Source organism: Rhodococcus indonesiensis (genome assembly GCF_047782815.1).
Classification (GTDB): Bacteria; Actinomycetota; Actinomycetes; order Mycobacteriales; family Mycobacteriaceae; genus Rhodococcus; species Rhodococcus indonesiensis.
Window position 1 is genome coordinate 910862 of record NZ_CP180630.1, and the last position, 24745, is coordinate 935606.

Annotated in this window: 26 protein-coding genes; 12 read left to right on the plus strand and 14 right to left on the minus strand. The window is 71.6% G+C overall.

What is annotated here, in order from left to right:
- Nucleotides 1–4: 4 nt before the first annotated feature.
- The 3 genes from ACM26Y_RS04305 to ACM26Y_RS04315 form a co-directional block, all read right to left on the minus strand.
- Nucleotides 5–859 (minus strand): hypothetical protein, encoded by an 855-nt coding sequence (locus ACM26Y_RS04305; RefSeq protein WP_003936789.1) that lies wholly within the window; start codon nt 857–859, stop codon nt 5–7.
- Between the two features lie 58 nt (nt 860–917).
- On the minus strand, nt 918–1124 hold the full coding sequence (locus ACM26Y_RS04310) for a hypothetical protein (protein WP_054373845.1): 207 nt from the start codon (nt 1122–1124) through the stop codon (nt 918–920).
- Between the two features lie 91 nt (nt 1125–1215).
- Nucleotides 1216–2400 (minus strand): Ig-like domain-containing protein, encoded by a 1185-nt coding sequence (locus ACM26Y_RS04315; RefSeq protein ID WP_416062739.1) that lies wholly within the window; start codon nt 2398–2400, stop codon nt 1216–1218.
- Nucleotides 2401–2511: 111 nt separating this feature from the next.
- Between ACM26Y_RS04315 and ACM26Y_RS04320 the strand changes: the two genes are divergently transcribed.
- The 3 genes from ACM26Y_RS04320 to ACM26Y_RS04330 are packed head-to-tail and all read left to right on the plus strand — an operon-like array spanning nt 2512 to nt 5812.
- Entirely contained in the window at nt 2512–3249 is a 738-nt protein-coding gene (locus ACM26Y_RS04320) for a response regulator transcription factor (protein ID WP_416062740.1), read from the plus strand.
- The gene (locus ACM26Y_RS04325) at nt 3246–4655 is read left to right on the plus strand and encodes a sensor histidine kinase (RefSeq protein WP_416062741.1); all 1410 of its coding nucleotides are present in this window, start codon (nt 3246–3248) and stop codon (nt 4653–4655) included. Before ACM26Y_RS04320 ends, ACM26Y_RS04325 begins: the two co-directional genes overlap by 4 nt.
- A gap of 53 nt (nt 4656–4708) precedes the next feature.
- Complete coding sequence (locus ACM26Y_RS04330) at nt 4709–5812, plus strand: alpha/beta fold hydrolase (protein ID WP_416062742.1); 1104 nt, start codon at nt 4709–4711, stop codon at nt 5810–5812.
- Here the strand turns inward: ACM26Y_RS04330 and ACM26Y_RS04335 are convergent.
- On the minus strand, nt 5774–6199 hold the full coding sequence (locus ACM26Y_RS04335) for an HIT family protein (protein WP_003936783.1): 426 nt from the start codon (nt 6197–6199) through the stop codon (nt 5774–5776). The genes ACM26Y_RS04330 and ACM26Y_RS04335 overlap by 39 nt on opposite strands.
- A 53-nt stretch (nt 6200–6252) precedes the next feature.
- Between ACM26Y_RS04335 and ACM26Y_RS04340 the strand changes: the two genes are divergently transcribed.
- The 7 genes from ACM26Y_RS04340 to ACM26Y_RS04370 all read left to right on the plus strand — a co-directional run bounded on the left by ACM26Y_RS04340 (nt 6253) and on the right by ACM26Y_RS04370 (nt 12885).
- On the plus strand, nt 6253–6948 hold the full coding sequence (locus ACM26Y_RS04340) for a nucleoside/nucleotide kinase family protein (RefSeq protein ID WP_416062743.1): 696 nt from the start codon (nt 6253–6255) through the stop codon (nt 6946–6948).
- An 86-nt stretch (nt 6949–7034) separates the two neighbouring features.
- Entirely contained in the window at nt 7035–8291 is a 1257-nt protein-coding gene (purD, locus tag ACM26Y_RS04345; protein WP_003936781.1) for a phosphoribosylamine--glycine ligase, read from the plus strand.
- Nucleotides 8292–8434: 143 nt separating this feature from the next.
- Nucleotides 8435–9613 carry a pyridoxal phosphate-dependent aminotransferase gene (locus tag ACM26Y_RS04350; protein WP_416062744.1) on the plus strand — a complete coding sequence of 393 codons (1179 nt, stop codon included), beginning with the start codon at nt 8435–8437 and terminating at the stop codon, nt 9611–9613.
- 84 nt (nt 9614–9697) lie between these two features.
- A complete protein-coding gene (locus ACM26Y_RS04355; protein WP_003936779.1) occupies nt 9698–10315 on the plus strand; it encodes a TetR/AcrR family transcriptional regulator in 618 nt (205 codons plus the stop codon).
- A gap of 24 nt (nt 10316–10339) precedes the next feature.
- Complete coding sequence (purB, locus tag ACM26Y_RS04360) at nt 10340–11761, plus strand: adenylosuccinate lyase (RefSeq protein ID WP_003936778.1); 1422 nt, start codon at nt 10340–10342, stop codon at nt 11759–11761.
- 111 nt (nt 11762–11872) lie between these two features.
- Complete coding sequence (locus ACM26Y_RS04365; RefSeq protein ID WP_003936777.1) at nt 11873–12451, plus strand: TetR/AcrR family transcriptional regulator; 579 nt, start codon at nt 11873–11875, stop codon at nt 12449–12451.
- Complete coding sequence (locus ACM26Y_RS04370; RefSeq protein ID WP_003936776.1) at nt 12448–12885, plus strand: HIT family protein; 438 nt, start codon at nt 12448–12450, stop codon at nt 12883–12885. The genes ACM26Y_RS04365 and ACM26Y_RS04370 overlap by 4 nt, the downstream gene beginning before the upstream one ends.
- A 17-nt stretch (nt 12886–12902) precedes the next feature.
- Here the strand turns inward: ACM26Y_RS04370 and ACM26Y_RS04375 are convergent, their stop codons facing one another.
- Complete coding sequence (locus ACM26Y_RS04375) at nt 12903–13094, minus strand: hypothetical protein (protein WP_407040625.1); 192 nt, start codon at nt 13092–13094, stop codon at nt 12903–12905.
- 213 nt (nt 13095–13307) lie between these two features.
- Here ACM26Y_RS04375 and ACM26Y_RS04380 point away from each other — a divergent pair, with 213 nt between their 5' ends.
- Nucleotides 13308–14507, plus strand: a complete 1200-nt coding sequence (locus ACM26Y_RS04380; RefSeq protein ID WP_416062745.1) for a serine hydrolase domain-containing protein — start codon at nt 13308–13310, stop codon at nt 14505–14507.
- A 61-nt stretch (nt 14508–14568) separates the two neighbouring features.
- Here ACM26Y_RS04380 and ACM26Y_RS04385 read toward each other — a convergent pair whose 3' ends face one another.
- The 5 genes from ACM26Y_RS04385 to ACM26Y_RS04405 form a co-directional block, all read right to left on the minus strand.
- On the minus strand, nt 14569–15855 hold the full coding sequence (locus ACM26Y_RS04385; protein WP_416063611.1) for an MFS transporter: 1287 nt from the start codon (nt 15853–15855) through the stop codon (nt 14569–14571).
- A 246-nt stretch (nt 15856–16101) separates the two neighbouring features.
- Complete coding sequence (locus ACM26Y_RS04390; protein WP_054375319.1) at nt 16102–16608, minus strand: MarR family winged helix-turn-helix transcriptional regulator; 507 nt, start codon at nt 16606–16608, stop codon at nt 16102–16104.
- Nucleotides 16609–16927: 319 nt separating this feature from the next.
- Nucleotides 16928–17188, minus strand: a complete 261-nt coding sequence (locus ACM26Y_RS04395; protein WP_102031090.1) for an Ada metal-binding domain-containing protein — start codon at nt 17186–17188, stop codon at nt 16928–16930.
- Complete coding sequence (locus ACM26Y_RS04400; RefSeq protein WP_102031089.1) at nt 17185–17907, minus strand: 2OG-Fe(II) oxygenase; 723 nt, start codon at nt 17905–17907, stop codon at nt 17185–17187. Before ACM26Y_RS04400 ends, ACM26Y_RS04395 begins: the two co-directional genes overlap by 4 nt.
- A gap of 149 nt (nt 17908–18056) precedes the next feature.
- Nucleotides 18057–18494: a MarR family winged helix-turn-helix transcriptional regulator gene (locus tag ACM26Y_RS04405; protein ID WP_102031088.1), complete on the minus strand. Its 438-nt coding sequence runs from the start codon at nt 18492–18494 to the stop codon at nt 18057–18059.
- 76 nt (nt 18495–18570) lie between these two features.
- Here ACM26Y_RS04405 and ACM26Y_RS04410 point away from each other — a divergent pair, with 76 nt between their 5' ends.
- Entirely contained in the window at nt 18571–20406 is a 1836-nt protein-coding gene (locus ACM26Y_RS04410; protein WP_416062746.1) for an ABC transporter ATP-binding protein, read from the plus strand.
- A gap of 7 nt (nt 20407–20413) precedes the next feature.
- On the opposite strand, the gene ACM26Y_RS04415 is transcribed toward ACM26Y_RS04410, so the two are convergent.
- The 4 genes from ACM26Y_RS04415 to ACM26Y_RS04430 are packed head-to-tail and all read right to left on the minus strand — an operon-like array spanning nt 20414 to nt 24696.
- Entirely contained in the window at nt 20414–21067 is a 654-nt protein-coding gene (locus tag ACM26Y_RS04415) for an isochorismatase family protein (RefSeq protein ID WP_289377523.1), read from the minus strand.
- A gap of 30 nt (nt 21068–21097) precedes the next feature.
- Nucleotides 21098–22747 carry a (2,3-dihydroxybenzoyl)adenylate synthase gene (locus ACM26Y_RS04420; protein WP_416062747.1) on the minus strand — a complete coding sequence of 550 codons (1650 nt, stop codon included), beginning with the start codon at nt 22745–22747 and terminating at the stop codon, nt 21098–21100.
- Between the two features lie 15 nt (nt 22748–22762).
- Nucleotides 22763–23533 carry a 2,3-dihydro-2,3-dihydroxybenzoate dehydrogenase gene (locus ACM26Y_RS04425; protein WP_416062748.1) on the minus strand — a complete coding sequence of 257 codons (771 nt, stop codon included), beginning with the start codon at nt 23531–23533 and terminating at the stop codon, nt 22763–22765.
- A complete protein-coding gene (locus tag ACM26Y_RS04430; RefSeq protein WP_416062749.1) occupies nt 23530–24696 on the minus strand; it encodes an isochorismate synthase in 1167 nt (388 codons plus the stop codon). Before ACM26Y_RS04430 ends, ACM26Y_RS04425 begins: the two co-directional genes overlap by 4 nt.
- Between the last annotated feature and the right edge of the window lie 49 nt (nt 24697–24745).

Genomic DNA, 24745 nt, shown 5'->3' on the forward strand with positions numbered 1-24745 from the left:
GGGATCAGTCCGGCGCGCGCAGTTCGTGCCTGCCGCTGTTGGCCGAGCCACCCGAGCCGCTGCGCAGCCACCGGCCGGGCAGCTTGCCCGCGAGATCGCCCAGCGGGCCCACCGCCTCGCGGAGGAGTTCGGCGGTCTCCTGCAGCACGTCGATGCTGGTGCTCATCCGATGGATCGTGGGGGTCAGTTGCACCAGCGTCTCGGACAGCGACACGATCTGATCGAGCGGACCGCCCTTGGCGAGCAGGCGTTCGAGGGCGCCCTGTTCGGCGAGGAGGGTGTCGAGCACCCCGCCCTGCTCGAGGGCCCGCTCGACCAGACCACCGGGCTGGAGGGCGACGTCGACGATCCCTCCGGGAGCCGTGAGCCGTTCGACGGGTCCGCTCTCGGCGAGCAGACGCTCGAGTGGGCCGCTGGGGGCGGTGAGCCGATCGAGGAGGCCGCCGCTCGACAGCAGGCGGTCCAGGGCTCCGTCCTCGGCGAGGACCTTCTCGAGCGGACCACCGGGCGCGGTCACCCGGTCGAGGGCACCGCCGGGTTCGAGGAGCCGGTCGAGGGGGCCGCCGGGGGCGGTGAGCCGGTCTACCGGTCCGCCGGGAGCGAGGAGGCGGTCCAGCGGTCCGCCGGGACGCAGCGCCTGGCCGAGCGGACGGTCGTCGGCGGCCAGCACGGAGACCTGTTGCAGCAGGCCGAGCGGTCCCCGTGGGCTCGCGACGCCGACCGCGTTCAGCCCCGCGTACGTCTGGGGGGAGACCGCCAGCCGGACGGTCCCGATGACGCCTTCGGCGACGCCGAGGGCCGAGTCCGCCGCAGCGAAGCCGAGACGGACGGGGAACGCGAGCGCGGACGCCAGACTCATGCCTGTCACTGTAACCGGCGCAACAGTGCGGCTCGGCGGGACGAGCCGCCGCGGGTCCTCAGGAAACGCGGCGCGCGCCCACCCGGGCGTACACCTCGGTGCAGTCGCAGCGCTGAGCGAGTTCGGAGCAGTCGATCACCAGCACGTGCCGCACCCGGGAGGTGTCGAAGCAGTCGGGATCGGTGCAGTCCACGGTAGTCGTCGCGTGCACGACGAGGGTGCCGTGACAGTGGTCGAGATCGGATCGGCACGCCCGGCACGTCATGGGCGGGACCTCCTTCGCGATGGCTGTCTTCGTCCCGTCATAGCATCACGCGCCGACAACATGGTGGACGTGCGGGGCGTGTCCGGCCGGATCAGCGCCTCCGACGGCGGGCGAGGACGGCGACGGCCAGCACCCCGGCGACCACTCCGACCCCGGCCGCGATCCACCAGCCGCGTGCGTTCCCGGACCCGGGCACCGTCACCGCGACGGGTTCGGAGGTCGCGCCCGCCGCGCCGGGCGCGCCGGAGTAGACCGCGGTGATCGTGTGGCTTCCGGCGCCGGAGAGGCGATGCTCGACGGTGGCGCGGCCGTCGACGACCGCCACCGGCGGACCCAGGTCGGTGCCGCCGTCCCGGAACAGCACCGTGCCGCCCTCGACGTCCGGCGTCACCGTCGCCGTGAGGGTGACGACCGTGCCGTCGTCGACCACCTCCGGGGCATCGACGGTGACCGTCGCGGGTACCTCGGCGACGTCGGAGATCGTGATGACCGCGAGCGGACCGGCGCCGGCGTTGAGGGGCCCGGTCATCGTGTCCCGCGGCGAGCAGCGTGTCGGTCCCCACTGGGTGGAGCCGAGGAACGTGGCCTGGGTGAGCGAGGTGTTGTAGTTGGCGTCGTCGTCGACCAGGCCCGCGGCGCCTGCGGTGCGGAGCATCGGCGTGATCACGCCCGCGTCGCCCGCGATCATGGTCACCTCCACCGCGGGGAGCCGGAACCAGCTGTCGCCGACGGGGCTGGGGGTGCCGTCGAGCTGCAATTGCGTCTTGGGCGCCCGGATCCCGGCCTCGCCCTCGGTGCCGGATGTGGGGCTGTTGCCGATGACCTCGTTGTTCCCGGACAGGCGCAGGATCGTGCCCGCAGGGTCGGGGACGCCGTCCTCGTTCACCCGCAGCACGCCGGGCGGCACGTTGTCCAGGTTGAAGGCGGTTCCGGGCACGACCGCCGCGTCGACGAACGTCGCGTTGGCGGGGATCGCGAAGTCGTTCTTCAGTCGGGAGACGCTGCGGGTGGTGGCGCCGCGGCTCGAGTCCGGATACGCGACGGGGGCCGTCTGGATGCGGTAGCTGAACCGCTCACCCGGACGGACCCGGGCGGGCGCGTCCACCGTCGCGGACGATCCGAGCAGCTCGTCGACGTCGATCACCGACCGCACCCGGCACGCGATCCCGAACGAGACCTCGACCTCCTCCGCGGCCGCGGGCGGGCAGGCCACGGCCAGGGACACGGCGACGGCGGCGGCCGACGCCGCCCCGCGGTGCACCCACCTCGGCGACACGGACGGCTCCTCACGATGCGGACACGTCCATGATCCCCGATCGCCGCACCCCGACGGTCCGGATTCGGCAGGGCCGGCCGTACAGGAAGTTCCCAGGTTTCTCGCAGCGGCATGCCAGGGGTCTCCGGGAGAATCGGCGCCGTGACCGACAAGACCCCCGAGGCCCGGATCCTGATCGTCGACGACGAGCCGAACATCGTCGAACTGCTCGCGGTGAGCCTGAAATTCCAGGGTTTCGAGGTCGAGACGGCGAGCAACGGCGCCGAGGGGCTCGACCGGGCCCGGGCGTTCCGGCCGGACGCGGTGATCCTGGACGTCATGATGCCCGGGATGGACGGGTTCGGGATGCTGCGCCGGCTCCGGGCCGACGGTTCGGCCGCGCCGGTGTTGTTCCTGACGGCGAAGACCGCCGTGGAGGACAAGGTGTCCGGCCTGACCCTGGGCGCGGACGACTACGTCACCAAGCCGTTCAGCCTCGAGGAAGTCATCGCCCGGCTCCGGGTGATCCTCCGACGGGCCGGAAAGGTCTCCGCGGACGAACGCTCGGCCCGCATCACCTTCGCCGACATCGAACTCGACGACGACACCCACGAGGTGTGGAAGGCCGGCCGGCCGGTGTCGCTCTCACCCACCGAGTTCACCCTGCTGCGGTATTTCATGGTCAATGCGGGCACGGTTCTCAGCAAGCCGCGGATCCTCGACCACGTGTGGAGCTACGACTTCGGCGGGGAGGTCGGCGTCGTGGAGTCGTACGTCTCCTATCTGCGGCGCAAGGTCGACACCGGCGACACCCCGTTGATCCACACCCTGCGCGGGGTCGGATACGTCATGCGGGAACACCGGGAGTGAGCCGCATACGGCCGCTGCCGCTGCGGCTGACGCTGGTCGCGGCGCTGGTGGCGTTGTCGGGGCTGGGACTGCTGGCGTCCGGGGTGGCGGTGACGTCCGCCTTGCAGAGTTCGCTGCTCGCCCGGACCGATCAGGACCTGCACACCGCGGCTCGGACGTGGGCCAAGCCGCCCGGCGCCGGCCGCGACCTACCGCCGCCGGATGCCCCGAGTTCGAACCGGCCGCCGAGCCCGTTCTATGTGCGGGTCGTCGGCCCCGACGGGTCGGAGCGGTTCGTCGTCAACGACGAGTCCACGTCGCCGGCGCTGCCCGGTGAGCCGGTGTGGGAGCCGCAGACCGTGGGTTCCGCCGACGGGTCCGACGTGCGCTGGCGGGTGGTGTCGACCCAGAGCGCCGGGGGCATCGTGACCACCGTCGGTGTCACCCTGGTCTCGATCGAGGACACCGTCGATCGGCTCGTCGTGCTGCAGATCGGTATCGGCGCCGCTGTGCTGTTCGTGCTCGGGGTGGCCGGGTACTTCGTGGTGCGGCGCAGTCTGCGTCCGCTGAAGGAGGTCGAACACACCGCGGCGGCGATCGCGGGCGGGGATCTGCACCGGCGGGTTCCCGAGCGGGACCCGCGCACCGAGGTCGGGCGGCTGTCGGTGGCGCTGAACGGCATGCTCGGCCAGATCCAGGAAGCCTTCGCGGCGACGGCGGCGTCGGAGGAATCCGCCCGCAGATCCGAGGAGAAGATGCGCCGGTTCGTCGCCGACGCCGGCCACGAGTTGCGCACCCCGCTCACCACGATCCGCGGGTTCGCCGAGCTCTACCGTCAGGGCGCGAGCAGTGACACCGCAATGCTGATGGGCCGCATCGAGAGCGAGTCCCGGCGGATGGGCCTGCTGGTGGAGGATCTGCTCGTGCTGGCCCGCCTCGACGCCCAGCGGCCGCTCGAGCAGAACCCGGTCGACCTGCTCGCGCTGGCCGCCGATGCTGTGCACGATGCGCGGGCCGTCGCGCCGGAGCGGACTGTGGAGCTCGAGGTGTTCGACGGTCCCGGAACCCCGGAGGTGCTCGGCGACGACGCGCGGCTGCGGCAGGTGCTGGGGAATCTCGTCACCAATGCCCTCACCCACACCCCGGCCGGCGCGCACGTCACCGTCCGGGTCGGCACCGCCGGACCCGACGCGGTGCTCGAGGTCGTCGACACCGGCCCCGGCCTGAACGAGGCGGACCGCGCCCGGGTCTTCGAGCGCTTCTACCGCGCCGACGCGTCGCGTGCCCGTTCGTCGGGCGGCAGCGGTCTCGGGTTGTCGATCGTCGCGGCGCTGGTGACGGCCCACGGCGGCCGGGTGGAGGTGGATTCCGCGCCGGGCGCCGGGTCGACGTTCCGGGTGCTGATCCCGCGGATCCCGGTGGAGTGACGGTCCGTCCCTGAGCTACGGTGACGTAACTGACTTTCGAGTAAGGAGACGTCGTGGGACTGTCGGGGACGGCGCAGCGCGCCTTGCGCAACGCCTGGGCGCTGTTCGTCGGCGACGGAATCGAACCGCGGCACGCCACCGCGTCCGTCGTCGTCGCCGACGGACCGCACCGTACCCTGCGCCGCTACGGTGAGTCCGACGCGGGTGCCCCCGTCCTGCTCGTGCCGCCGCTCGCCGCGCCCGCGCGCTGCTACGACCTGCGGCCCGGGCAGAGTCTCGTGCAGCATCTCGTCGAGGCCGGCCGCAACGTCCACGTCCTCGACTTCGGCACCATGGACCGCTCCGACCGGCATCTCGGTTTCGAACACTGGGTCGACGACATCGTGCCCGAGGCGATCGAGCGGGTCGCCGAACTGTGCGGCGGTCGCGACGTCGACCTGGCCGCCTGGAGCCTCGGCGGAACCCTGTGCCTGCTCACCGCGGCCGCCCATCCCGGGCTGCCGATTCGCTCGATCACCGCGTTCGGCACGCCGATCGACTACGAGCGCATCCCCTTCCTCGGGCCGGCCCGGCACCTCGGCCGCATAGTGGGCGAGCCCGCCCTCACGGCCGTGACCCACCTGCTCGGGGGCGTGCCCGCCCCGCTGGTGCAGCTCGGTTACCGGGCCACCGCCCTCGAACGCGAACTGACCCGGCCGTGGTTCGTCGCCCGCAACCTCGCCGACGCCGGCACCCTCGCCCGGATGGAGGCGATCGACCGGTTCCAGGCCGACATGCCCGGCTACCCGGGCCGGCTGTTCCATCAGATGGCGATGCGCCTCACGGTCGCGAACGAACTCGCGACGGGCCGGGTCCGGTTCGAGGACCGGACGATCGACCTCGCCGACGTCACCGTGCCCGTGCTCGCACTCGCCGGCAGCGACGACGTGCTCGCACCCGTCCCGGCCGTCGAGGCGATCGGCCGGGTGCTGCCCGGATCGCCCCACGTGCGGTTCGAGGTCGTGCCCGGCAGCCACCTCGGACTGCTCGCCGGCCTTGCCGCCCGCGGCACGTCGTGGGCGCATTTCACCGAGTTCCTCGACGACCCGGCGGCACCGGTGCCACCGGGGACCGGAGGGTCAGGCGGGGACGTGGTCCGCGTGCCCGAGTTCCCGTAGCGCGGCCTTCAGCTTCGCCTGGGCCTCGTCGAGCGACTCCGGCGACGGGTCCTTCTCGGCCTTGCTGATGTCGAAGTCACCGAGGTCGTACGCGGGGAAGACGTGCAGGTGCAGGTGCGGCACCTCGAGGCCGGCGACGAGCAGTCCCGCGCGCGGCGCGCCGAACGCCGAGCACACCGCCCGGCCCATGATGCGGGCGACGTTGTGGACCTTGTCCCACAGCTCGTCGTCGACGTTCTGCCAGTGATCCACCTCCTGCCGCGGCACCACGAGCACGTGGCCCTGGTTCACGGGGTTGATGGTCAGGAAGACGACGACGTCGTCGTCCTGCCACACGAACCGGCCCGGCAGGTCGCCGGCGATGATCATGCTGAACACGGAAGCCATACCGGGGAGGATAGGCGGACCGCCGCAGCCGGCGCCTCTCGTATCCTCGTCGCATGCCGTCGCCGCCGCCGTCCCGGACGGGACCGCTGCGCGCGCTCGTCACCGACCTGATCGACCGCCACCTGGGCACCGTCGCGGCGGGAGAGCGCCGCGTGGTCGGGCTCTGCGGCCCACCCGGCGCCGGCAAGAGCACCGCCGCCGACCTGCTCGTCGACCTCCTGCGCGACGCCGGCATCGCCGCCGCGGCCGCTCCGATGGACGGCTTCCACCTGTCCGGCCACCGGCTCGACGCCCACGGCACCCGATCCCGCAAGGGCGCGCCCGAGACGTTCGACGTCGCCGGATTCGCGGCCCTGCTGCGCCGGATCCGCGACGACCGCACGGAGACCGTTCACGCACCCGAGTACTCGCGCCGCCTCCACGAACCGATCGCCGCGTTCCACGAGATCACCCCCGAGACCCGCGTCGTCGTCACCGAGGGCAACTACCTGCTCCTCGCGGACGGCGGATGGGAGCGCATTCGCCCGCTGCTCGACCTCGTCGTCTACCTCGACGCACCCGACGACGAGCTCGAGTCCCGCCTCGCCCGGCGCCACCGGGCCACCGGATCGACCGCCGCCGAGGCCACCGAGTGGGTACGCACGGTCGACCTGCCCAACGCGCGCACCGTCGCGCGGACCCGTGATCGCGCCGACCTGGTGTGGTGCCCGGTCGAGGGAACGGGACGGGACGCGGGAGCAGCCCGGTAGCACCGGGCGGTCCCGTCGTCCGTCCCGGCCGTGGGGCGCCGATGCGTCGGTCCGTGGCCCCGGACCGGTCCCGTAACCTGTCCTGCGTGCGCGTACTCGTTATCGGCTCCGGTGCCCGTGAACATGCCCTCGTCCTGGCCCTGACCCGCGATCCCGGCGTGACGGCCGTGCTGGCAGCGCCCGGCAATGCCGGCATCGGCCGGATCGCCGAACAGCTTCCGGTCGACGCCGCGTCCGCCGAGGACGTCGTCGCGCTCGCGAAGGCACAGGACGTCGACCTCGTGGTGATCGGCCCGGAGGTGCCGCTGGTCCTCGGTGTCGCCGACGCCGTGCGCGCCGCGGGCATCGCCTGCTTCGGTCCGTCCGCGGCGGCCGCCCGCATCGAGGGCTCGAAGGCGTTCGCCAAGGACGTCATGAAGACCGCCGGGGTCCGCACCGCGCACAGCGAGGTCGTCGACAATCCCGCCGATCTCGACGAGAAGCTCGACCGCTTCGGCCCCACCTGGGTGGTCAAGGACGACGGGCTCGCCGCCGGCAAGGGCGTCGTCGTCACCACCGACCGGGCCGCCGCCCGCGACCACGCCGCGGAGATCCTCGAGAACGGGCACCCCGTGCTGCTCGAATCGTTCCTCGACGGCCCGGAGGTCTCGCTGTTCTGTCTCGTCGACGGCGAGACCGTCGTGCCGCTGCTGCCCGCACAGGATCACAAGCGCGTCGGCGACGGCGACACCGGCCCCAACACCGGCGGCATGGGCGCCTACACGCCGCTGCCGTGGCTGCCGCAGGGCATGGTCGACACGATCGTCGCGGACGTCGTGGAGCCCGTCGCTGCCGAGATGGTCCGCCGGGGATGCGGTTTCACGGGTTTGCTGTACGCCGGTCTGGCCATCGGCAAGGACGGCCCGGCCGTCGTCGAATTCAACTGCCGCTTCGGTGATCCCGAGACCCAGGCCGTGCTCGCCCTGCTCGAGTCGCCGCTCGGGGAGGTGCTGAACGCGGTCGCGACCGGCACCCTGGCCGAGCTGCCCCCGCTGCGCTGGCGCGACGGCGCCGCCGTCACCGTGGTGCTGGCGGCCGAGTACTACCCGGCCAGCCCCCGCACCGGCGACGTGGTCACCGGCGCCGACGCGCAGGGAGTGCTGCACGCCGGCACCAGGATCGCCGACGGTGCGGTCGTCTCGGCCGGCGGGCGTGTCCTCAGCGTCGTCGGCACGGGCGCCGACCTTTCCGCCGCCCGCGACGAGGCGTATGCCACGCTCGCCGGCATCAAGCTGCCGGGTGGGCACTTCCGCAAGGACATCGGTCTCGCCGCCGTCGAGGGACGCATCGCGATCCCGTCCTAGGGACGCATCCGCGCGGTGCCCGGACACGGGCGCGCTCTGTTCGGCGCGCGGGTGTCCGGCGAACGAGCCGACGTCGCGACGGTGGGTCGGTGCACGCCCACCGGCGGACATCCGGCGAGCGCGAGCGGCTAACGTCTGAGGTCGTGCGCTTCGAATCCCGACGATCCCGGATCCAGACCTTCCACGTCATGGACGTGTGGAAGGCGGCCACCGAGCGGCAGCGCAGCCACGGCGACGTGCTGAGCCTGGCGGCAGGTCAGCCGTCCACGCCGGCACCCGCCCCGGTGCTGCGCGCCACCCATCGTGCCCTCGACGACGAGCTGCTCGGCTACACCGAGACGTTCGGGATCCTGCCGCTGCGCGAGGCGATCGCCGGCTACCACCGCGACCGCTACAGCGTCGACGTCGGCGCCGACGACGTGGTCGTCACGACCGGATCCTCCGGGGCGTTCACCCTGCTGTTCCTGGCTGCCTTCGACGTCGGCGACACGGTCGTCGTCGCCCGGCCCGGCTACCCCGCCTACCGCAACACCCTCGCCGCCCTCGGTTGCCGGGTGGTCGAGCTGGACTGCGGGCCGCACACCCGTTACCAGCCGACCGTCGAGATGCTCGAGGCCCTCGACGGTCCGATCGCCGGACTCGTCGTCGCCAGCCCCGCCAACCCCACCGGCACCATGATCGAGCCGGCCGAGCTGGCCGCGCTCGCCCGCTGGTGCGACGACCACGACGCGCTGCTCATCTCCGACGAGATCTACCACGGCATCGAGTTCGGAACGCACGGTGCACCCGCCACGAGCTGCGCGTGGGAGACCTCCCGCGCCGCCGTGGTGATCGGCTCCGTGTCGAAGTACTTCTCGATGACCGGGTGGCGGCTCGGCTGGATGCTCGTACCGGAGGGACTGCGCCCGCCGTTGCAGCGCCTGGCCTCCAACATGACGGTGTGCCCGCCGGCGATCTCCCAGTACGCGGCCGTCGATGCGTTCGGCGCGGAGGCCCGGGCCGAGCTCGACGGACACGTCACGCGGTACGCGGCCAACCGCGAGCTGCTGCTCCGGGGCCTGCCGGAGCTGGGTGTCACCGAGCTCGCCCCCGCCGACGGTGCCTTCTACGTCTACGCCGACATCGACCACCTGCTCCCGGACGGCGAGAACTCCACCCGCTGGTGTGCTCGGCTGCTGCAGGAGACCGGGGTGGCGCTCGCGCCGGGCGTCGACTTCGACACCGCGCACGGCGATCGGACCGTCCGGCTGTCCTTCGCCGGGGCCACCGCGGACGTGCAGGAGGCGCTGGAACGGCTGCGCACCTGGCTACCCGGATCGTGACGAAACCCGACAGATTGGTCCTACCTGCGAGTATTCGGGCCGTTTCCCTCAGGCGTGACCACGGGGACTGGCACCATGACAAGGGTGTCGATCGCAGCCACCCCCAAGGGCGAACGGCGCCGCCAGGCGCTCGTCGCGGCGGCGGCCGACCTGATCCTCGAGGGCGGGATCGATGCCGTCCGGCACCGCGCCGTCGCGCACCGGGCCGGACTTCCGCTCGCCTCCACCACGTACTACTTCCATTCCCTCGACGACCTCGTCGCGAGCGCGGTACAGCACAACGGCCGGCGTGAACTCGACGTCATGCGCTCGCGCGTGCAGTGCGTCCCCCCGAGCGACCGCGGACCCGAGTCCACCGCGGACCTGATCGTCGACCTGCTCGTCGGGCCCGGCGGGGTGGGCGAGATCGAACGCGAGCGTCTCATCGCCCGCTACGAGCGGTGCGTCGCCACCGCCCGCCACCCCGAGCTGCGCGACGTCCAGCAGGAGCTGCGCGCGCAGATCGAGCAGCTGCTCACAGACCTGCTGCAACGGTGCGGACGGTCGGTGCACGAGCCACAGCTGCGGCGGCTCGTCGCGGTCGTCGACGGTGCCGTGCTCGGCGCGCTCAGCGATCTCGACCCCGATCCGCGGGCCCTCGCGCGGTGCATCCTGCCCGGCGTCCTGGAGGGGGTGGCACCGCCTGCCGAACAGGAGGCGTGACGGGGCGCCGTAAACTGACGTCCTGTGAGTCGCATCCCGAACGTCCTTGCCACCCGTTACGCCAGCCCGGACCTGACAGCGCTGTGGTCGCCGGAGCACAAGATCGTGCTCGAGCGCCAGCTGTGGCTGGCGGTCCTGCGGGCGCAGGCGGAGCTCGGTATCGACGTTCCGCAGGAGGCGCTCGCCGACTACGAGCGCGTGCTCGAGCAGGTCGACCTCGAGTCCATCGCGGCGCGTGAGCGCGTCACCCGCCACGACGTGAAGGCACGCATCGAGGAGTTCAACGCCCTCGCCGGCCACGAACACGTGCACAAGGGCATGACCAGCCGCGACCTCACCGAGAACGTCGAGCAGCTGCAGATCCTGCGCTCGCTCGAGCACGTGCACGCCCACGGTGTCGCGATCGCCGCGCGGCTGGCCGAACGCGCCGCCGAGTACTCGCCGCTGGTGATGGCGGGCCGGTCGCACAACGTCGCGGCGCAGGCCACCACGCTCGGCAAGCGGTTCGCGTCCGCCGCCGACGAGCTGCTCATCGCGCTCACCCGGTTGCGCGAGCTGATCGCCCGGTATCCGCTGCGCGGCATCAAGGGCCCCATGGGCACCGCGCAGGACATGCTCGACCTGCTCGGCGGGGACGCCGACAAGCTCGCGCGGCTCGAGACGAAGGTCGCCGAGCACCTCGGCTTCGCGAACGTGCTCACCAGCGTCGGCCAGGTCTATCCGCGTTCACTGGACCACGACGTGCTCTCCGCGCTCGTGCAGGTCGCGGCCGGGCCGTCGTCGTTCGCCCACACCATCCGCCTGATGGCCGGGCACGAACTCGTCACCGAAGGCTTCCAGCCGGGCCAGGTCGGCTCGTCCGCGATGCCGCACAAGATGAACACCCGTTCCTGCGAGCGGGTCAACGGCCTGCAGGTGGTGCTGCGCGGGTACGCGTCGATGGCCGCCGAGCTCGCCGGCGCGCAGTGGAACGAGGGCGACGTGTTCTGCTCGGTCGTGCGGCGCGTCGCACTGCCCGACGCATTCTTCGCCCTCGACGGCCTGATGGAGACGTTCCTGACCGTCCTCGCCGAGTTCGGTGCCTACCCGGCGGTGATCGAGAAGGAACTCAACCGCTACCTGCCGTTCCTGGCGACCACGAAGGTGCTGATGGCGTCGGTGCGCGCGGGCGTGGGCCGCGAGACGGCGCACGAGGTCATCAAGGAGCATGCGGTCGCCGTGGCACTGGCGATGCGCGAGCAGGGCCGCGAGCCGGACCTGCTGGACCGGCTGGCCGCCGACGAGCGGCTGCCACTGGATCGAGCGGCTCTCGACGCCGCGCTGGCCGACCGGTCGGCGTTCGTCGGTGCCGCACAGGCGCAGGTCGCCACCGTCGTTGCGGCGGTGCAGGACCTCGTCGAGCAGTACCCGGACGCCGCGAAGTACGCGCCGGCGCCGATCCTGTAGGGATCGTCCGGGAAAGGGCTGCCGGGGGATTTGTCAGATGGGGGTAGCCGAAATGCAGGGGAGAAGATGTTGGCCGGGAAGCCGGGTAATGCCGTACGGATCCGAGATGCGGTGCGGACGCGAGCCGCGCTGCTCGACGCCGCGACGGAGGTGTTCCTCCGCGACGGGTACGCCGCGGCGGCGACCGAGGAGATCGTCGCCGTCGCGGGCGTGACCCGCGGGGCGCTCTACCATCACTTCGCGAACAAGCGGGATCTGTTCCGCGGTGTCGTGGAGCGGATGCAGGTGGAGACCGAGGAGACGCTCGCGGCGATCGAGGGCAGCGATCCGTGGGAATCGTTCACCGCCGCGGTGCTGGCCTCGCTCGACGTCGTCTACGACCCGGCGATCCGGCGACTGCTGCTCATCGAGGCTCCCGCAGTGCTGGGCTGGGCGGAGGTCCGGGAGGGGCACCGCAAGAACACCATCATGATCACCGAGCGCGCGCTGCGGGCCATCGCTCGGCGCAGCGGCGAGCCGGCCCCGCAGTCGTCGGCGCTGGCGCACATGATCGTCGCGGCCGTCGAGGAGGCCATGCTCTACCTCGCCCACAGCGACGACCCGGTCCGGGAACGACCGGAGGTGCAGGCGCAGTTGTTGCAGCTCCTCGAAGGCGTCCGGCGGCCGGCGCCCGTTCAGGAGAGTGCGTGAGCGACTGCGTGTTCTGCGCGATCGTCGCCGGCGCCGCGCCGGCGAGCATCGTGCTGGACGAGCCGGATGTGCTGGCGTTCATGGATATTCGTCCGTTCACGCCGGGGCACCTGCTGGTGATCCCCAAGCGCCACGCATCCGGCCTCGCGCACCTCGCTCCGCAGGACGGCGCGCAGGTGTTCGACGCGGGCCGGCGCATCGCGACCGCGCTGCGGGCGAGTTCGCTTCCCGTCGACGGGGTCAACCTCTTCCTGGCCGACGGCGTCGCCGCCGGCCAGGAAGTGTTCCACGTGCACCTGCACGTCGTTCCGCGTCGTCGCGGCGACGGCTTCGGTCTGCGGGCCGTGCCACGCACCCCGAACCGCACCGTGCTCGACGGCACCGCCGAGACCGTGCGGGCAGCGCTGGCCGAGGCCGGGGGCAGCGCCGGCTGAGACCGGATCCTCCGGACTCACCCGGCCAGATCGTCCGGGCCCACTTCGTCGCCACGCCATGCCGATGCGCTGATCCCCTGGCTCGACCGCAGCCACAGGATGCCGACGGCGAGGGCCAGGACGAGCGAGCCGACGAGGACGAGCGCGCGGGCGGACGAACGCCCGCGCGCGCCGAGCAGGGTCTCCGGAGAAGGGGAGGAATCGGTCACCGCACCATCCTGCCTCATCCCTGATGCGGCGGACATGTGCGCGACGGGCGCCCCGGCACGCAACTGCATTGCCCTCGTCCCCCGGGCGCGGGAGACTGTCCGGGGACGGTGACCCGGGGAGTCGCTCGTCGGCCTGCCGCACACGATCGGCTACGCGCGCGGTCCGGTGCCGCACCGCCGGTAACCAGCCGCACCACCCGAGAGGAGACGACCGTGTCCGCTCGAATGTCCCTGCACCCGGGGATTCACGGATACGCGCGCGGCGACTTCACGGCCGTGCGGCAGGCGTTCGCCGAGAACTTCTCCCGCCGTAGGGAGTTGGGTGCCGCCTGCTGCGTCTACTACCGCGGCGAGAAGGTGGTCGATCTGTGGGGCGGAGTACGGGACAAGGCGACCCGCGCACCGTGGGAGCGGGACACCATGGCACTGGTCTTCTCCGCCACGAAGGGGATGGCCGCCGTGACCGTCGCGCTGGCCCATTCCCGCGGCTGGCTCGATTTCGACGAGCGCGTCTGCACCTACTGGCCCGAGTTCGCGCAGAACGGCAAGGAACGGATCACCGTCCGCCAACTGCTGGCCCACCAGGCCGGGCTGTTCGGCTTCGACGAACCGGTGGATGCCGGGGTCATCGCCGATCCGGACCGGCTGGCCGCGATCATGGCCCGCCAGAGACCGGAGTGGGCGCCGGGGGAGCGGCAGGCCTACCACGCGATCAGCCTCGGCTTCTATCAGGGGGAACTCGTTCGCCGGGTCGACCCGCAGCATCGCACGCTGGGGCAGGTCTTCCAGGACGAGATCGCGACGCCGCTGGGTCTGGAGTTCTACATCCGCCTCCCGGCCTCCGTTCCCGACACCCGGCTTGCCCCGCTCGTGATGCGGAATCCCTTCCTGAACATCGCCGAGCTGTCGCCGCGACTGTTTCCGGCGTTCCTGAACAAGCGGTCGGTGTTCTACCGCTCGCTGGTCGCCAATCCGGGAACGCTCGTGGCACTGGACCCGGAGACGATCTACGCGCGCGATCTGGAGGCGCCGTCCGGCGGAGGCGTGGGCACGGCACGCGCCCTGGCGCACACCTACGGTGTCCTGGCCACCGGCGGTGCCGAACTCGGGATGCGCCCGGACACGCTGCACGAACTGACGGCCCCGCCGGTGCCGCCCCGACACGGATTCCACGACGCGTGCGTGCTCGGGGACATCCGGTTCTCCCTCGGTTTCATGCGCCCGAGTCCGGACTGGTCTTTCGGTGGGCCCCGGTCGTTCGGCGCGCCCGGTGCCGGCGGCTCCTTCGGCTACGCCGATCCGGACGCCGGGATCGGCTACGGGTACGTCTGCAACCGTATGGGCAAGTCCCGAAACGATCCGCGCGACGTCGCCTTACGTGCCGCGATGACCAGCGCCGTCGGGTCGACCTGATCCGGACGGTTGCGTACCGGGCGCCTCGGTCGAAAGAGCCTTCCGGAAAGGGGTTTCGGAGTCAGGCCTTCGCCATCGCGGTGGGATGCGGTTCGGTGTCGACGCCGGGTATCCCGCGCCCGCGCAGGGACGCGCCGGCCGTCTCGGCCACGAAGTACAACGCGACGAGACCGACGACGCACGCGCCCATCATGTAGAAGGCGGGGACGAGGTCGTTCCCGGTCCGCTCCACCAGCCACTCGTTGACCGCCGGGGCGGTCCCGCCGAACAGCGACGTCGAGACGTTGTAGGCGATCGCGAAGCCGGCGAAGCGCACGTGGGTCGGGAACATGGCCGGGAAGGTCGCCGAGATGGTCGACAGCTGCAGCACGTACAGCAGGCCGAGGACCGTGAAGGCGACGATCGCCCAGGCGAAGCTCACGGCCATGAGCATGTACATCGGGATCGCGAGCAACAGCAGCCCGCCCATCGAGATCAGCCACATCGGCTTGCGGCCGATCCGGTCGGACAGCGAGCCCGCGAACGGGATGACCGCCATCATGGCAAGCTGCCCGATGACGACGAGGGACAGCGAGGCGGTGCTCGACAGACCGATGCGGTTCTCGAGGTAGGTCGGCATGTAGCTCAGCAGGGTGTAGTTGCAGACGTTGAGCGCGACGACCAGACCCATGAGCGTCACGATCGGCTTCCAGTACTGCGAGAGCAGGCTCCTGAACTGCGTGCCGGTGTCCTGCTCGACCTCCCCCTCGGCCTCGAGTTCGCGGAACACCGGGGTGTCCTCGAGCTTCGACCGCAGGTACAGCCCGATGAGGGCGAGGGGTCCGGCGACGAAGAACGGCAGGCGCCAGCCCCATGTGCTCATGAACGCGTCGGTGGAGACCAGGTCGATGGACAGCACGATGAGCGCGCCGAACGAGAAGCCGGCGAGGGTGCCGAACTCGAGGAAGCTGCCGAAGAACCCGCGCTTACGGTCGGGAGAGTACTCGGCCATGAAGGTCGCCGCGCCGCCGTACTCGCCGCCGGTGGAGAAGCCCTGGATCATGCGGAGCAGCACCAGCAGCAGCGGTGCCCAGAAGCCGATGGAGGCGTACGAGGGAATGGCGCCGAGCAGGACGGTCGCGGTGCCCATCAGGATGATCGTCAGCGCGAGCACCTGGCGGCGTCCGAGTCGGTCGCCGAGGGGACCCCACACCAGCCCGCCGAGCGGACGTACGAGGAAGGACACGGCGAAGACACCCAGGGTGAGCAGCGTGGCCGATTCCAGGTCGCCGGGGAAGAACGAGTCGGCGATGTAGGTGGCGGTGTAGGCGTAGACGCCGTAGTCGAACCACTCGGTGAAGTTGCCCATGGCCGAGGCGCTGATCGCGCGCCGCAGATGACCGGGTCGGACCTCGGAGTGCACGTCGGTATCGCCGGTGGGTCTCAAGACACATCCCTTCGTTCGGACAACCGTTCCGGCGTACCCAATGGGCGGCCGTCCGATTCGTTCGATGTGCACCGAGAGGTAGTTCGTTACCCTTCCGTAATTTTTCTCCTGCGGGTTCCCGCATGGTGGGAGCGTGGATCCGTCGATCGGCGCCCGGGGCTCGCGTGCCTAGTGTTGATCGAGGGCGCCGGCGCGCAGCGCGGCGGCATTGATGCGGGTCAGCACGTCGTGCAGTTCCTCGAGCTCGGCGAGGCTCACCCCGAGCCGGCGCACCACCGTTTCGGGCACCGCTTCCGCCCGATTCCGCAGTGCACGTCCCGCGTCGGTGAGGTCGACGACCAGTTGACGCTCGTCCTGGGGGCTTCGGGTGCGGGTGATCAGACCGAGCGACTCGAGCCGCTTGAGAAGCGGGGACAGGGTGGGCGAGTCCAGTTGGAGGGCCCGGCCGATCTCCTTCACCGACATCGGCGCGTCCCCCCACAGTGCCAGCATCACCAGGTACTGCGGGTGGGTCAGGCCGAGCGGCTCGAGCACCGGCCGGTACACCGAGAGCACCGCGCGGTTGGTGACGGACAGGGCGAAGCAGACCTGACGGTCGAGGGCGAGGGGGTCGGCCGTCGCCCTCGACGACCCGGCTTCGGCCCCGGCCGAGTGGGGGCGGGCCTCCGTGCTCATGGCCTCGATGCTACCCAACCGGGCACCTGCCGACGACGGTCGCCGGGCGGGCCGGAAAGCGCCGCCGCACCGTGTCGTATGCCGCTGCCCGCTCCCGGGCCGGGATGGAGTCCCCGCGAGGTGGCATCGACCCATGGGTGATGCCTCCGAAACGACTGTCGGGCAGTCGATTACCGGACGAACGGGTATCGGTTTCCTCGGTGTGTGAATCGGAATGCATCACAATGTAATTCGACCTCTGCGGAGGCGTGCCGTGGGGGGCGTCCGGGCCGACGGGCACCGCTTCGGCGGATACGCGGCGCAGAAGGCGCACCGTCGCTCATCCGGCTCGGTTCGCCTTCCATGTCCGGTAGCGATCCGGCAGGCACACCGCGCACGGGCGGTAGCCGGCTGCGACGGCGTCGCATTCGCCGGCGAAGAAGACCCGGTCCTGGACGTAGCCGCCGCGCGCGATTGCCCGCCGTGCCGCGCGGCAGTCGAGTCGTCCGTAGATCCGGCCGCGGCGGTGTCCGCCCAGGGTGCCGGGGGCTGCGCTGAGGTAGGGATGTCCGTCGCTCCCGACGAGCGTGTAGTAGGTCACCGTGCGTCGTGCAGGACGAGGCCGAGGGTGTGACGGACGCCGGCGCGCACGGTGCTGACCCCGTGCCGGACGGGGGAGCGGGTCCAGCCGCGCGTGGATCGGGTGGGCCGGTCGCGGGTGGTGAAGATCAAGGCGTGACCCTGCTGCAGCACCGTGACCGTGCCCCGGGACTGGGCCCGGGCGCGTTGTTCGACGAGCAGGAACTCGCCGCCGAGGTGGTCGTGGCCGGGTCGGTCGAGGCCGATCACCACCTGCAGCGGGAACACCAGGTCGCCGTAGAGATCGCGGTGCAGGGCGTTCCAGTCGCCGGCGGTGTAGCGGAGCAGGATCGGCGTCGGCCGGGTCTGGCCCGCGGCGTGGCAGGCGTCGAGCCAGTCGCCGAACTCGTCGGGCCACGGCGCCGGATCGCCGAGCCGCTGCGCCCAGTCCCGTGCGACGGGCAGCAGCCGGTGGTAGAACGCCGCGCGCAGCCGGGTGATGCCCTCGGGTACGGGATCGCCGAAGTAGCGGTAGGTGCCCTTACCGAAGCGGTGCCGCTCCATGTCGATCGTGCTGCGGAAGCGGCGTTCGTCGTCCCACATCGCGGCGATACGTCCGCACTCGTCCGCGGTGAGCAGCAGCCCGGTCTGCGCGCACCCCGTCGCGTCGAGCTCGGCGACGAGCGCCGGCCAGTCCTGAGCCTCGACCCGCGCGGTGAGCGAGTCGGTCCGAGCGGTCATGATTTCTCCTCCCGCGGGGCAGTCCTATTTCGTAGACGCCTGCCGGGCGGAGAACGTGAGATCCGAGCGGGGGGTTCTCGCGGCGAACGGGAGGATGTCGGCGACGCCACTCGCGCGATGCCGCAACAAGCTCCCGCTCGTCGCGGCAGTCACCCGTCGGCGAGCTTCCTGAGCAGGCGGGCGAGTTCGGTGCGTTCGGGGCCGTCGAGGTGGGCGAAGAACTCAGTGGCCTCGGCGTCGCGCGCGGCATCGAGTTCGGCGGTAATGCGGCGGCCCTCGTCGGTGAGGTGGACGCATACGGCGCGACGGTCGGCGGGGTCGGCTACGCGGCGGGTCAAGCCGCGGGTCTCGAGCCGGTCGATCACCTCGGTCGCCGAGCGCGGCGCGATGCGCAGGGACTTGGCGACGTCGCCGAGGCGCAGCGGCTCGGGAGAATGTCCGACGACGTGCAGCGCGCGGTGCTCGTGCGGGGACAGGTCCCACGGACCCAGGGTGGCGTGCCAGCGGCGGCGCAGCGTGCGGGTGGCGGTCATCAGCAGGTCGCGCAGCGCCGGGTCGGTGGGGACGTCGGACATGATGCGGATCATACCTCACTTGACGGTTGCCTCTTAGTGAGGCAACCTCAACAAGTACGTTTCCTGCCTCACGAAGGAGGTGATGGGCATGATGCAGCCTCCGCCGGGCGGCGGGCCGGGGCCGATGCGCCCCGCCAAGCCCGACCCCCGCGACCGCGCCCAGCTCGAGGAGTCGCCCGTGAGCGTGCGCCGCATCGGCGCGCTCTTCGCGCCCTACCGCTGGCAGGTCGCGCTCGTCGTCGCGCTCATCGTGGTGTCGTCGGTGATCACGCTCGCCAACCCGTTCCTCGTCCGCACCCTCATCGATCAGGCGATCCCCGACCAGGACGTGCCGCTGCTGTTCGGTGCGGTCGGCGCGATGCTCGCCGTCACCGTCGTCGCCTCGATCCTCGGCGTGGTGCAGACATGGATCTCCACCACGGTGGGCCAGCACGTCATGCACGACCTGCGAACCCGCGTGTTCGACCATCTGCAGCGGCAGTCCCTCGGCTTCTTCACCCGTACTCGCGGCGGGGAGATCCAGTCCCGGCTGACCAACGACATCGGCGGTATGCAGAACGTCGTCACCTCCACGGCGACCTCGATCGCCTCCAATGTCACCACCGTCGTCGGCACGGCCGTTGCGATGGCGGTGCTCAGCTGGCGGCTGTCGCTGCTGTCCCTGCTGGTGCTGCCGCCGGCGATCTGGCTCACCCGCAAGGTCGCCCTGATGCGCCGCGAGATCACCACCGTGCGCCAGCGCCGGCTCGCCGACATGCAGACCCAGATCGAGGAGAGCCTCTCGCTCAGCGGCGTCCTGCTCGGCAAGACCCTCGGCACCGGGCCGGCCATGTCGGAGCGCTTCGCCCGCACCTCCACCGAACTAGCCGACCTCGAGGTGCGCTCCCAGTTATCCGGGCGCTGGCGCATGGCCACGATGAACATCGTCTTCGCCGCCATCCCCGCCCTGCTCTACCTCGTCGCGGGCCTGCCCGCGACGTCGGGCGGGATGACCATCGGCACCCTCGTCGCGTTCACCGGTCTGCAGGCCACCCTGTTCCGGCCGCTGATGAGCCTGCTCGACGTGGGTGTCTCCGTCACCGGGTCGCTGGCGCTGTTCAGCCGAATCTTCGAGTACCTCGACCTCTCCGTCGAGATCGGCGAACCCACGAAACCGGTGGACCTGGACCTCGAACGCGTCGCCGGTGCCGTGCGGTTCGACGACGTCCGCTTCCGCTACGACGGCGCCGACCGGGACGCGCTCGCCGGCATCACCCTCGATGTGCCCGCGGGTTCACACGTCGCGCTCGTCGGCGAGACCGGTTCGGGGAAGACAACTCTCGGGTCGCTCGTCGCACGACTGTACGACCCCACGTCGGGGCGGGTGACGATCGACGGTGTCGACGTACGCGACCTGCCGCTCGCCGACATCGCGAGCCTGGTCGGTGTCGTCTCCCAGGAGACGTACCTGCTGCACGCCACGGTCCGGGAGAACCTGCGGCATGCCAAGCCCGACGCGACCGACGCCGAGATCGAGCAGGCCGCGCGCGCCGCGCACATCCACGACCTGCTGTGCTCGCTGCCGGACGGCTACGACACCGTCGTCGGGGCGCGCGGGCACCGCTTCTCCGGCGGCGAGAAGCAGCGCCTCGCCATCGCCCGCACCCTGCTGCGCGACCCGCGCATCCTGGTGCTGGACGAGGCGACCAGCGCCCTCGACAACGAGACCGAACGCGCGGTGCAGGCCGCCCTGGACGCGGCCCGCCGCGATCGCACGACCCTCACCGTCGCACACCGCCTCTCGACCGTCCGCGACGCCGACACCATCGTCGTCCTCGACCACGGACGCATCGTGGAACAAGGCAGCCACGACGAACTGCTCGCCCGCGACGGCAGATACGCCGCGCTCGCGGCCCGCATCCGACCGCTGGAAGTCGGCGTGTGACCGCCGCTCACCCGGACACGGAGAGGGCGCCGGTCCGCAGGCGCCGCACCGCATCCGCCGTCGGCACCACAGCAGCGCATCGCGCCGCAAGGTACTGCAGCGCCTCGGTGTGCTCACGCCGGGAGAAGTCCGCGACCCCGTCCGCGACGACGAATACCTGCACGTCCTGCATGAAGCCGTCCAGCGCGGTGCTCAGGCACCCGATGTGGGCGTAGACGCCGGTCACGACGAGCTGGTCCCGGCCCCACACGCGCATCCGCTCCCGCAGGTCGGTGCGGATGAACGCGCTGTAGCGCCACTTGGTGAGCTGCACGTCGTCCTCGCGCGGCGCCAGTTCGGCGACGACGGACGTCAGAGCCGGGTCGTCGGCCAGGCCGGGGCCCCAGAAGTCGGTGAGCAGTGCGCGCTCGGCCGGATCCTGATCGCCCGGCTGGGCGGTGTAGACGACGGGAATGCCCGCCTCGTACGCCGACCGCCGGATCGCATCGATGTTCGGCACCACCGTTGCCAGCGGATCCGCCGTGCGGTCGAACGCGCGGACGAAGTACTCCTGCATGTCGTGCACGAGCAGCACCGCCCGCCGCGGGTCGATCGTCCAGTCGACGGTGTTCTCCGGCAGGTCCGTGGGCAGCGGATAGGAGACGGACTTCGGCAGGGCCATCACAGGATTCGCTTTCTGTCGTCGGGGGCATCAGTGCTGCAGGGTCGCGGCGAGCGCGCGGCGCAGCTCGGCGCGGCTGGTCTTGCCCACCCCGGTGACGGGGAAGGCGTCGACGAGGACCACCTTGTCGGGGATCTTGTACGCGGCCAGTCCCCGTTCCCGCAGGAACGCCTTCAGCGCCAGGGCTTTCGGTGCTGTCCCGTCGGCGACGACGAACACGCACGTGCGCTCCCCGAGGTAGGCGTCGGGCACGGCCACCACCGCGGCGTCCAGGACGCCCGGGTGGGCGAGCAGGTGGTTCTCCACCTCTTCGGCTGCGATCTTCTCGCCACCCCGGTTGATCTGGTCCTTCGCGCGGCCCTCGACGACGACGTAGCCGTCCTCGGTCAGGCGCACGAGGTCGCCGGTGCGGTAGAACCCGTCGGGGGTGAACGCCGTCGCATTGTGCTCGGGTGCGGCGTAGTAGCCGCGGATCGTGTACGGGCCGCGAGTGAGCAGATGGCCCGTCGCGCCGGGGGCGACGGGCCGATCCTCGTCGTCGACGATCCGGATCTCGTCGTGCGGGCTGATGGGACGGCCCTGCGTGCCGACGACGGTGGCGTCGGGGTCGTCGAGCCGGGTGTAGTTGACCAGGCCCTCCGCCATCCCGAACACCTGCTGCAGGGTACAGCCGAGTTCGGGCCGCACCCGCGCGGCCGCTTCGGCGCCGAACTTCGCGCCGCCGACCTGCAGGACCTGCAGCGACGACAGGTCCCGCCCGGTGCGGGCCCGCGCCGACAGCCACGCCAGTGCGAGCGGGGGCACGAGCGCCGCCATGGTGATCCGCTCCTGCTCGATCAGCTCGAAGGCGGTGTCGGGGCTCGGGTCCGGCGCCAGCACGATCGTGCCGCCGGCGTGCAGGGCCCCGAGGATCCCGGGTGAGCTCATCGGAAAGTTGTGTGCCGCCGGCAGAACCACGAGCATCCGGGTGCCGGCGTCGACGCCGCAGATGCGGGCCGACTCGCGCACGGAGTACAGATAGTCGGTGTGGGTGCGCGGGATCAGCTTCGGGGTGCCGGTCGTCCCACCCGAGAGCTGCAGGAACGCGACGGATTCCGGGTCGACGTCGGCGCGCGCGTCCGGCTCGTGCTCGCGCAGCGCATCGAGCGGAGTGAACTCCTGCGCGTCGCCGGCGACGACCACGGCGGGTGGCCGGTCGAGATCCGCGCACACCTGCCGGGCAAGGTCCCGGTAGTCGAATCCGCCGTGCTCGCCGGCGATCACGTATGCAGCGGCATCGGTGAACCGGCAGAAGTACCCGATCTCGGCGCTGCGGTGCGCGGGCAATGCGAACACCGGCAGCGCACCGAGACGGAACACCGCGAAGACCACCTCGGTGTACTCGACGATGTTGGGCAGCTGCACCAGGACCCGGTCGCCGCGCTGCACCCCGGTCGCCGCGAGGCCCGCGGCGATCCGGTCCGCCGTATCGGACAACTCGCGGTAGGTGATCCGTCGTTCGGAGCCGTGGGTGTCGCGGCCGACGATCGCGACGCGCTCGCCGTGGCGGTCGGCCCGTGCGGACAGGAACCGGACGAACGTCTCGTCCGTCCAGTAGCCTGCGGCGCGATAGAGTTCCGCGAACTCCTGCGGATAACCGGCGGTGGCGGCCAGGGGAGTCCGGGGGACGGCGATCGTCACGGGGGTCCTTTCGGGTCAGGCGCGCAGCGTGGCGCCGCCGTCGACGTACAGGGTCTGCATGGTGATGTGGCGGGCGCGGTCGGAGAGCAGGAACTCGACGGCGTCGGCGATGTCGGCGGGCTCGGCGATGCGGCCCAGGGGAATACCCACCTTGAACGAGGCGGCGTCCCCGTCGATCGCGGTGCGGGCACCCGCGTCGTCGGCCGGATCCGGCCACAGGGACCGCTGCATCGCAGTGTCCGTGGAACCGGGCGCGACGACGTTGGCGCGCACCCCGAACCGGGCCAGCTCGAGACCGAGCACCCGGACGATCATGTGGGCGGCGGACTTCGACGCCCCGTAGGCGCCCATCCCGAGGCGGGGCACGCCCGCCGAGTTGGAGCCGACCGTGACGATCGCGCCGTGCCGGCGTTCGCGCATCCCGCGTCCGACGACGCGCAGCACGTTGACCAGGCCGGTGACGTTGACGTCGAACATCTTCCGCCATTCGGCGGGTTCGCAGTCGAGCACCGATCCGGTCGTGAACACACCCGCGACGTGGGCCAGCGCGTCGACCGGTCCGTGCTCGGCTTCGATGTGCGCGACCGTCTCGGCGACGGCGGCCGCATCGCACACGTCGAGACCGTGCACGGGGGCGGGCACGTCGAGCAGCGCGGCGGTCTCGGCCAGGCCGTCGAGATCCCGGTCGGCGAGGACGACGCGGTGCCCGGCCTTCGCGAGGGTGCGGGCGGTGGCGCGGCCGATGCCGTGGGCGGCGCCGACGACGAGGGTGACGGACCGGCTCATCGCCGTACCCCGAGCGCGTCGAGCACCGTGCCGAACTTCGTTGTGGTCTCGGTGAGTTCATCTGCCGGATCCGACCCGGCGACGATGCCGCCGCCGGCATGGGTGGTGAGCGTGGTGCCGTCGGCGTCGAGGACGGCGCAGCGGATCGTCACCATCCATTCGCCGTCACCGTCCCGGTCGGCCCAGCCCACGGCACCGGCGTAGAAGCCGCGGTCGCCCTCCAGCTCGCGGATCAGTGCCCGGGCCGCAGCGGTCGGCGTGCCGCAGATCGCGGGGGTCGGATGCACGGCCAGAGCCAGGTCGAGCGCGGTGACCGACCGATCCCGCAACCGGCCCGAGATCGGGGTGCCCAGGTGCCAGAGCTGCCGGGTGCTCGTCAGCGTCGGCGTACGGGGGATGTCGAGGTCGCTGCACAGCGGGTCGAGACTCGCGCGCAGAGCCTCGACGACATGGGCGTGCTCGGCGAGGTTCTTCTCCGATGCGGCGAGACGCTGCGCGGTGCGCCCGTCCACCTCGGGGTCCGGATGCCGGGGCGCGGACCCGGCCAGCGGATGACAGGTGACGAGATCGCCGCGGCGGCGGACGAGTACCTCGGGACTGGCACCGACGAGATGCCGGCCGGTCCATGCCCCGCCGGCGGCGGTGAGGTCGACGGCGAAACCGTTGCCGGCGGGATCGTTTCCGGCCAGCCGGGCGAGCAGCGACATCGGTGCCACGGGTGCGTCCGCCCGCAGGAGCAGTGCCCGGGCCAGCACCACCTTCGCCAGGTCGTCGGCCGGATCGCGCAGCTGCCGCAACGCCGTCGCCACCCGGTCGAGGTGTTCGTCCTCGGCGGGCATCGTCGCGGTGATCCGCACCGGCGCGAGCGGGACGGCGCCGTCCCCGAGGGGGTCGGGCTCGTGCCGCAGCGTGACGGGTGCCGTGAGCGCGGCGCGGTGATCGGGGGCGAACGGCAGGGCGCCCACGACGGCCGCCACCGAGCCGGCGCGCAGCGCGGCTGCGGCCTCGTCGGCCGAGTCGAACCGGACGTCGACGCCGTCCGCTACGACGGTGCCGTGCGGACGCGACAGCACGAACGGGGCGGCGGCCGTGACCTGCCGCGAGGCGGCGGTATCGACCTGCCGCGAGGCGGCGGTGCCGCGGGCGGCGACCGGTGCTTGCATGTGCACAGACCTCTCGTAGCGGTGACAGGGACGGTCGTGGTGGCGCGCA

Excerpts from the sequence above, each read along its gene's own strand:
- ACM26Y_RS04425 (WP_416062748.1), bottom strand. The coding sequence starts at position 23,533 with ATGAGCCGGTCCGTCACCCTCGTCGTCGGCGCCGCCCACGGCATCGGC.
- ACM26Y_RS04320 (WP_416062740.1), top strand. The coding sequence starts at position 2,512 with ATGCCAGGGGTCTCCGGGAGAATCGGCGCCGTGACCGACAAGACCCCC.
- ACM26Y_RS04400 (WP_102031089.1), bottom strand. The coding sequence starts at position 17,907 with ATGACCGCTCGGACCGACTCGCTCACCGCGCGGGTCGAGGCTCAGGAC.
- ACM26Y_RS04410 (WP_416062746.1), top strand. The coding sequence starts at position 18,571 with ATGATGCAGCCTCCGCCGGGCGGCGGGCCGGGGCCGATGCGCCCCGCC.
- ACM26Y_RS04335 (WP_003936783.1), bottom strand. The coding sequence starts at position 6,199 with ATGGCTTCCGTGTTCAGCATGATCATCGCCGGCGACCTGCCGGGCCGG.
- ACM26Y_RS04310 (WP_054373845.1), bottom strand. The coding sequence starts at position 1,124 with ATGACGTGCCGGGCGTGCCGATCCGATCTCGACCACTGTCACGGCACC.
- ACM26Y_RS04405 (WP_102031088.1), bottom strand. The coding sequence starts at position 18,494 with ATGATCCGCATCATGTCCGACGTCCCCACCGACCCGGCGCTGCGCGAC.
- ACM26Y_RS04415 (WP_289377523.1), bottom strand. The coding sequence starts at position 21,067 with ATGGCCCTGCCGAAGTCCGTCTCCTATCCGCTGCCCACGGACCTGCCG.
- ACM26Y_RS04385 (WP_416063611.1), bottom strand. The coding sequence starts at position 15,855 with ATGGGCAACTTCACCGAGTGGTTCGACTACGGCGTCTACGCCTACACC.
- ACM26Y_RS04430 (WP_416062749.1), bottom strand. The coding sequence starts at position 24,696 with ATGCAAGCACCGGTCGCCGCCCGCGGCACCGCCGCCTCGCGGCAGGTC.
- ACM26Y_RS04390 (WP_054375319.1), bottom strand. The coding sequence starts at position 16,608 with ATGAGCACGGAGGCCCGCCCCCACTCGGCCGGGGCCGAAGCCGGGTCG.
- ACM26Y_RS04340 (WP_416062743.1), top strand. The coding sequence starts at position 6,253 with ATGCCGTCGCCGCCGCCGTCCCGGACGGGACCGCTGCGCGCGCTCGTC.
- ACM26Y_RS04305 (WP_003936789.1), bottom strand. The coding sequence starts at position 859 with ATGAGTCTGGCGTCCGCGCTCGCGTTCCCCGTCCGTCTCGGCTTCGCT.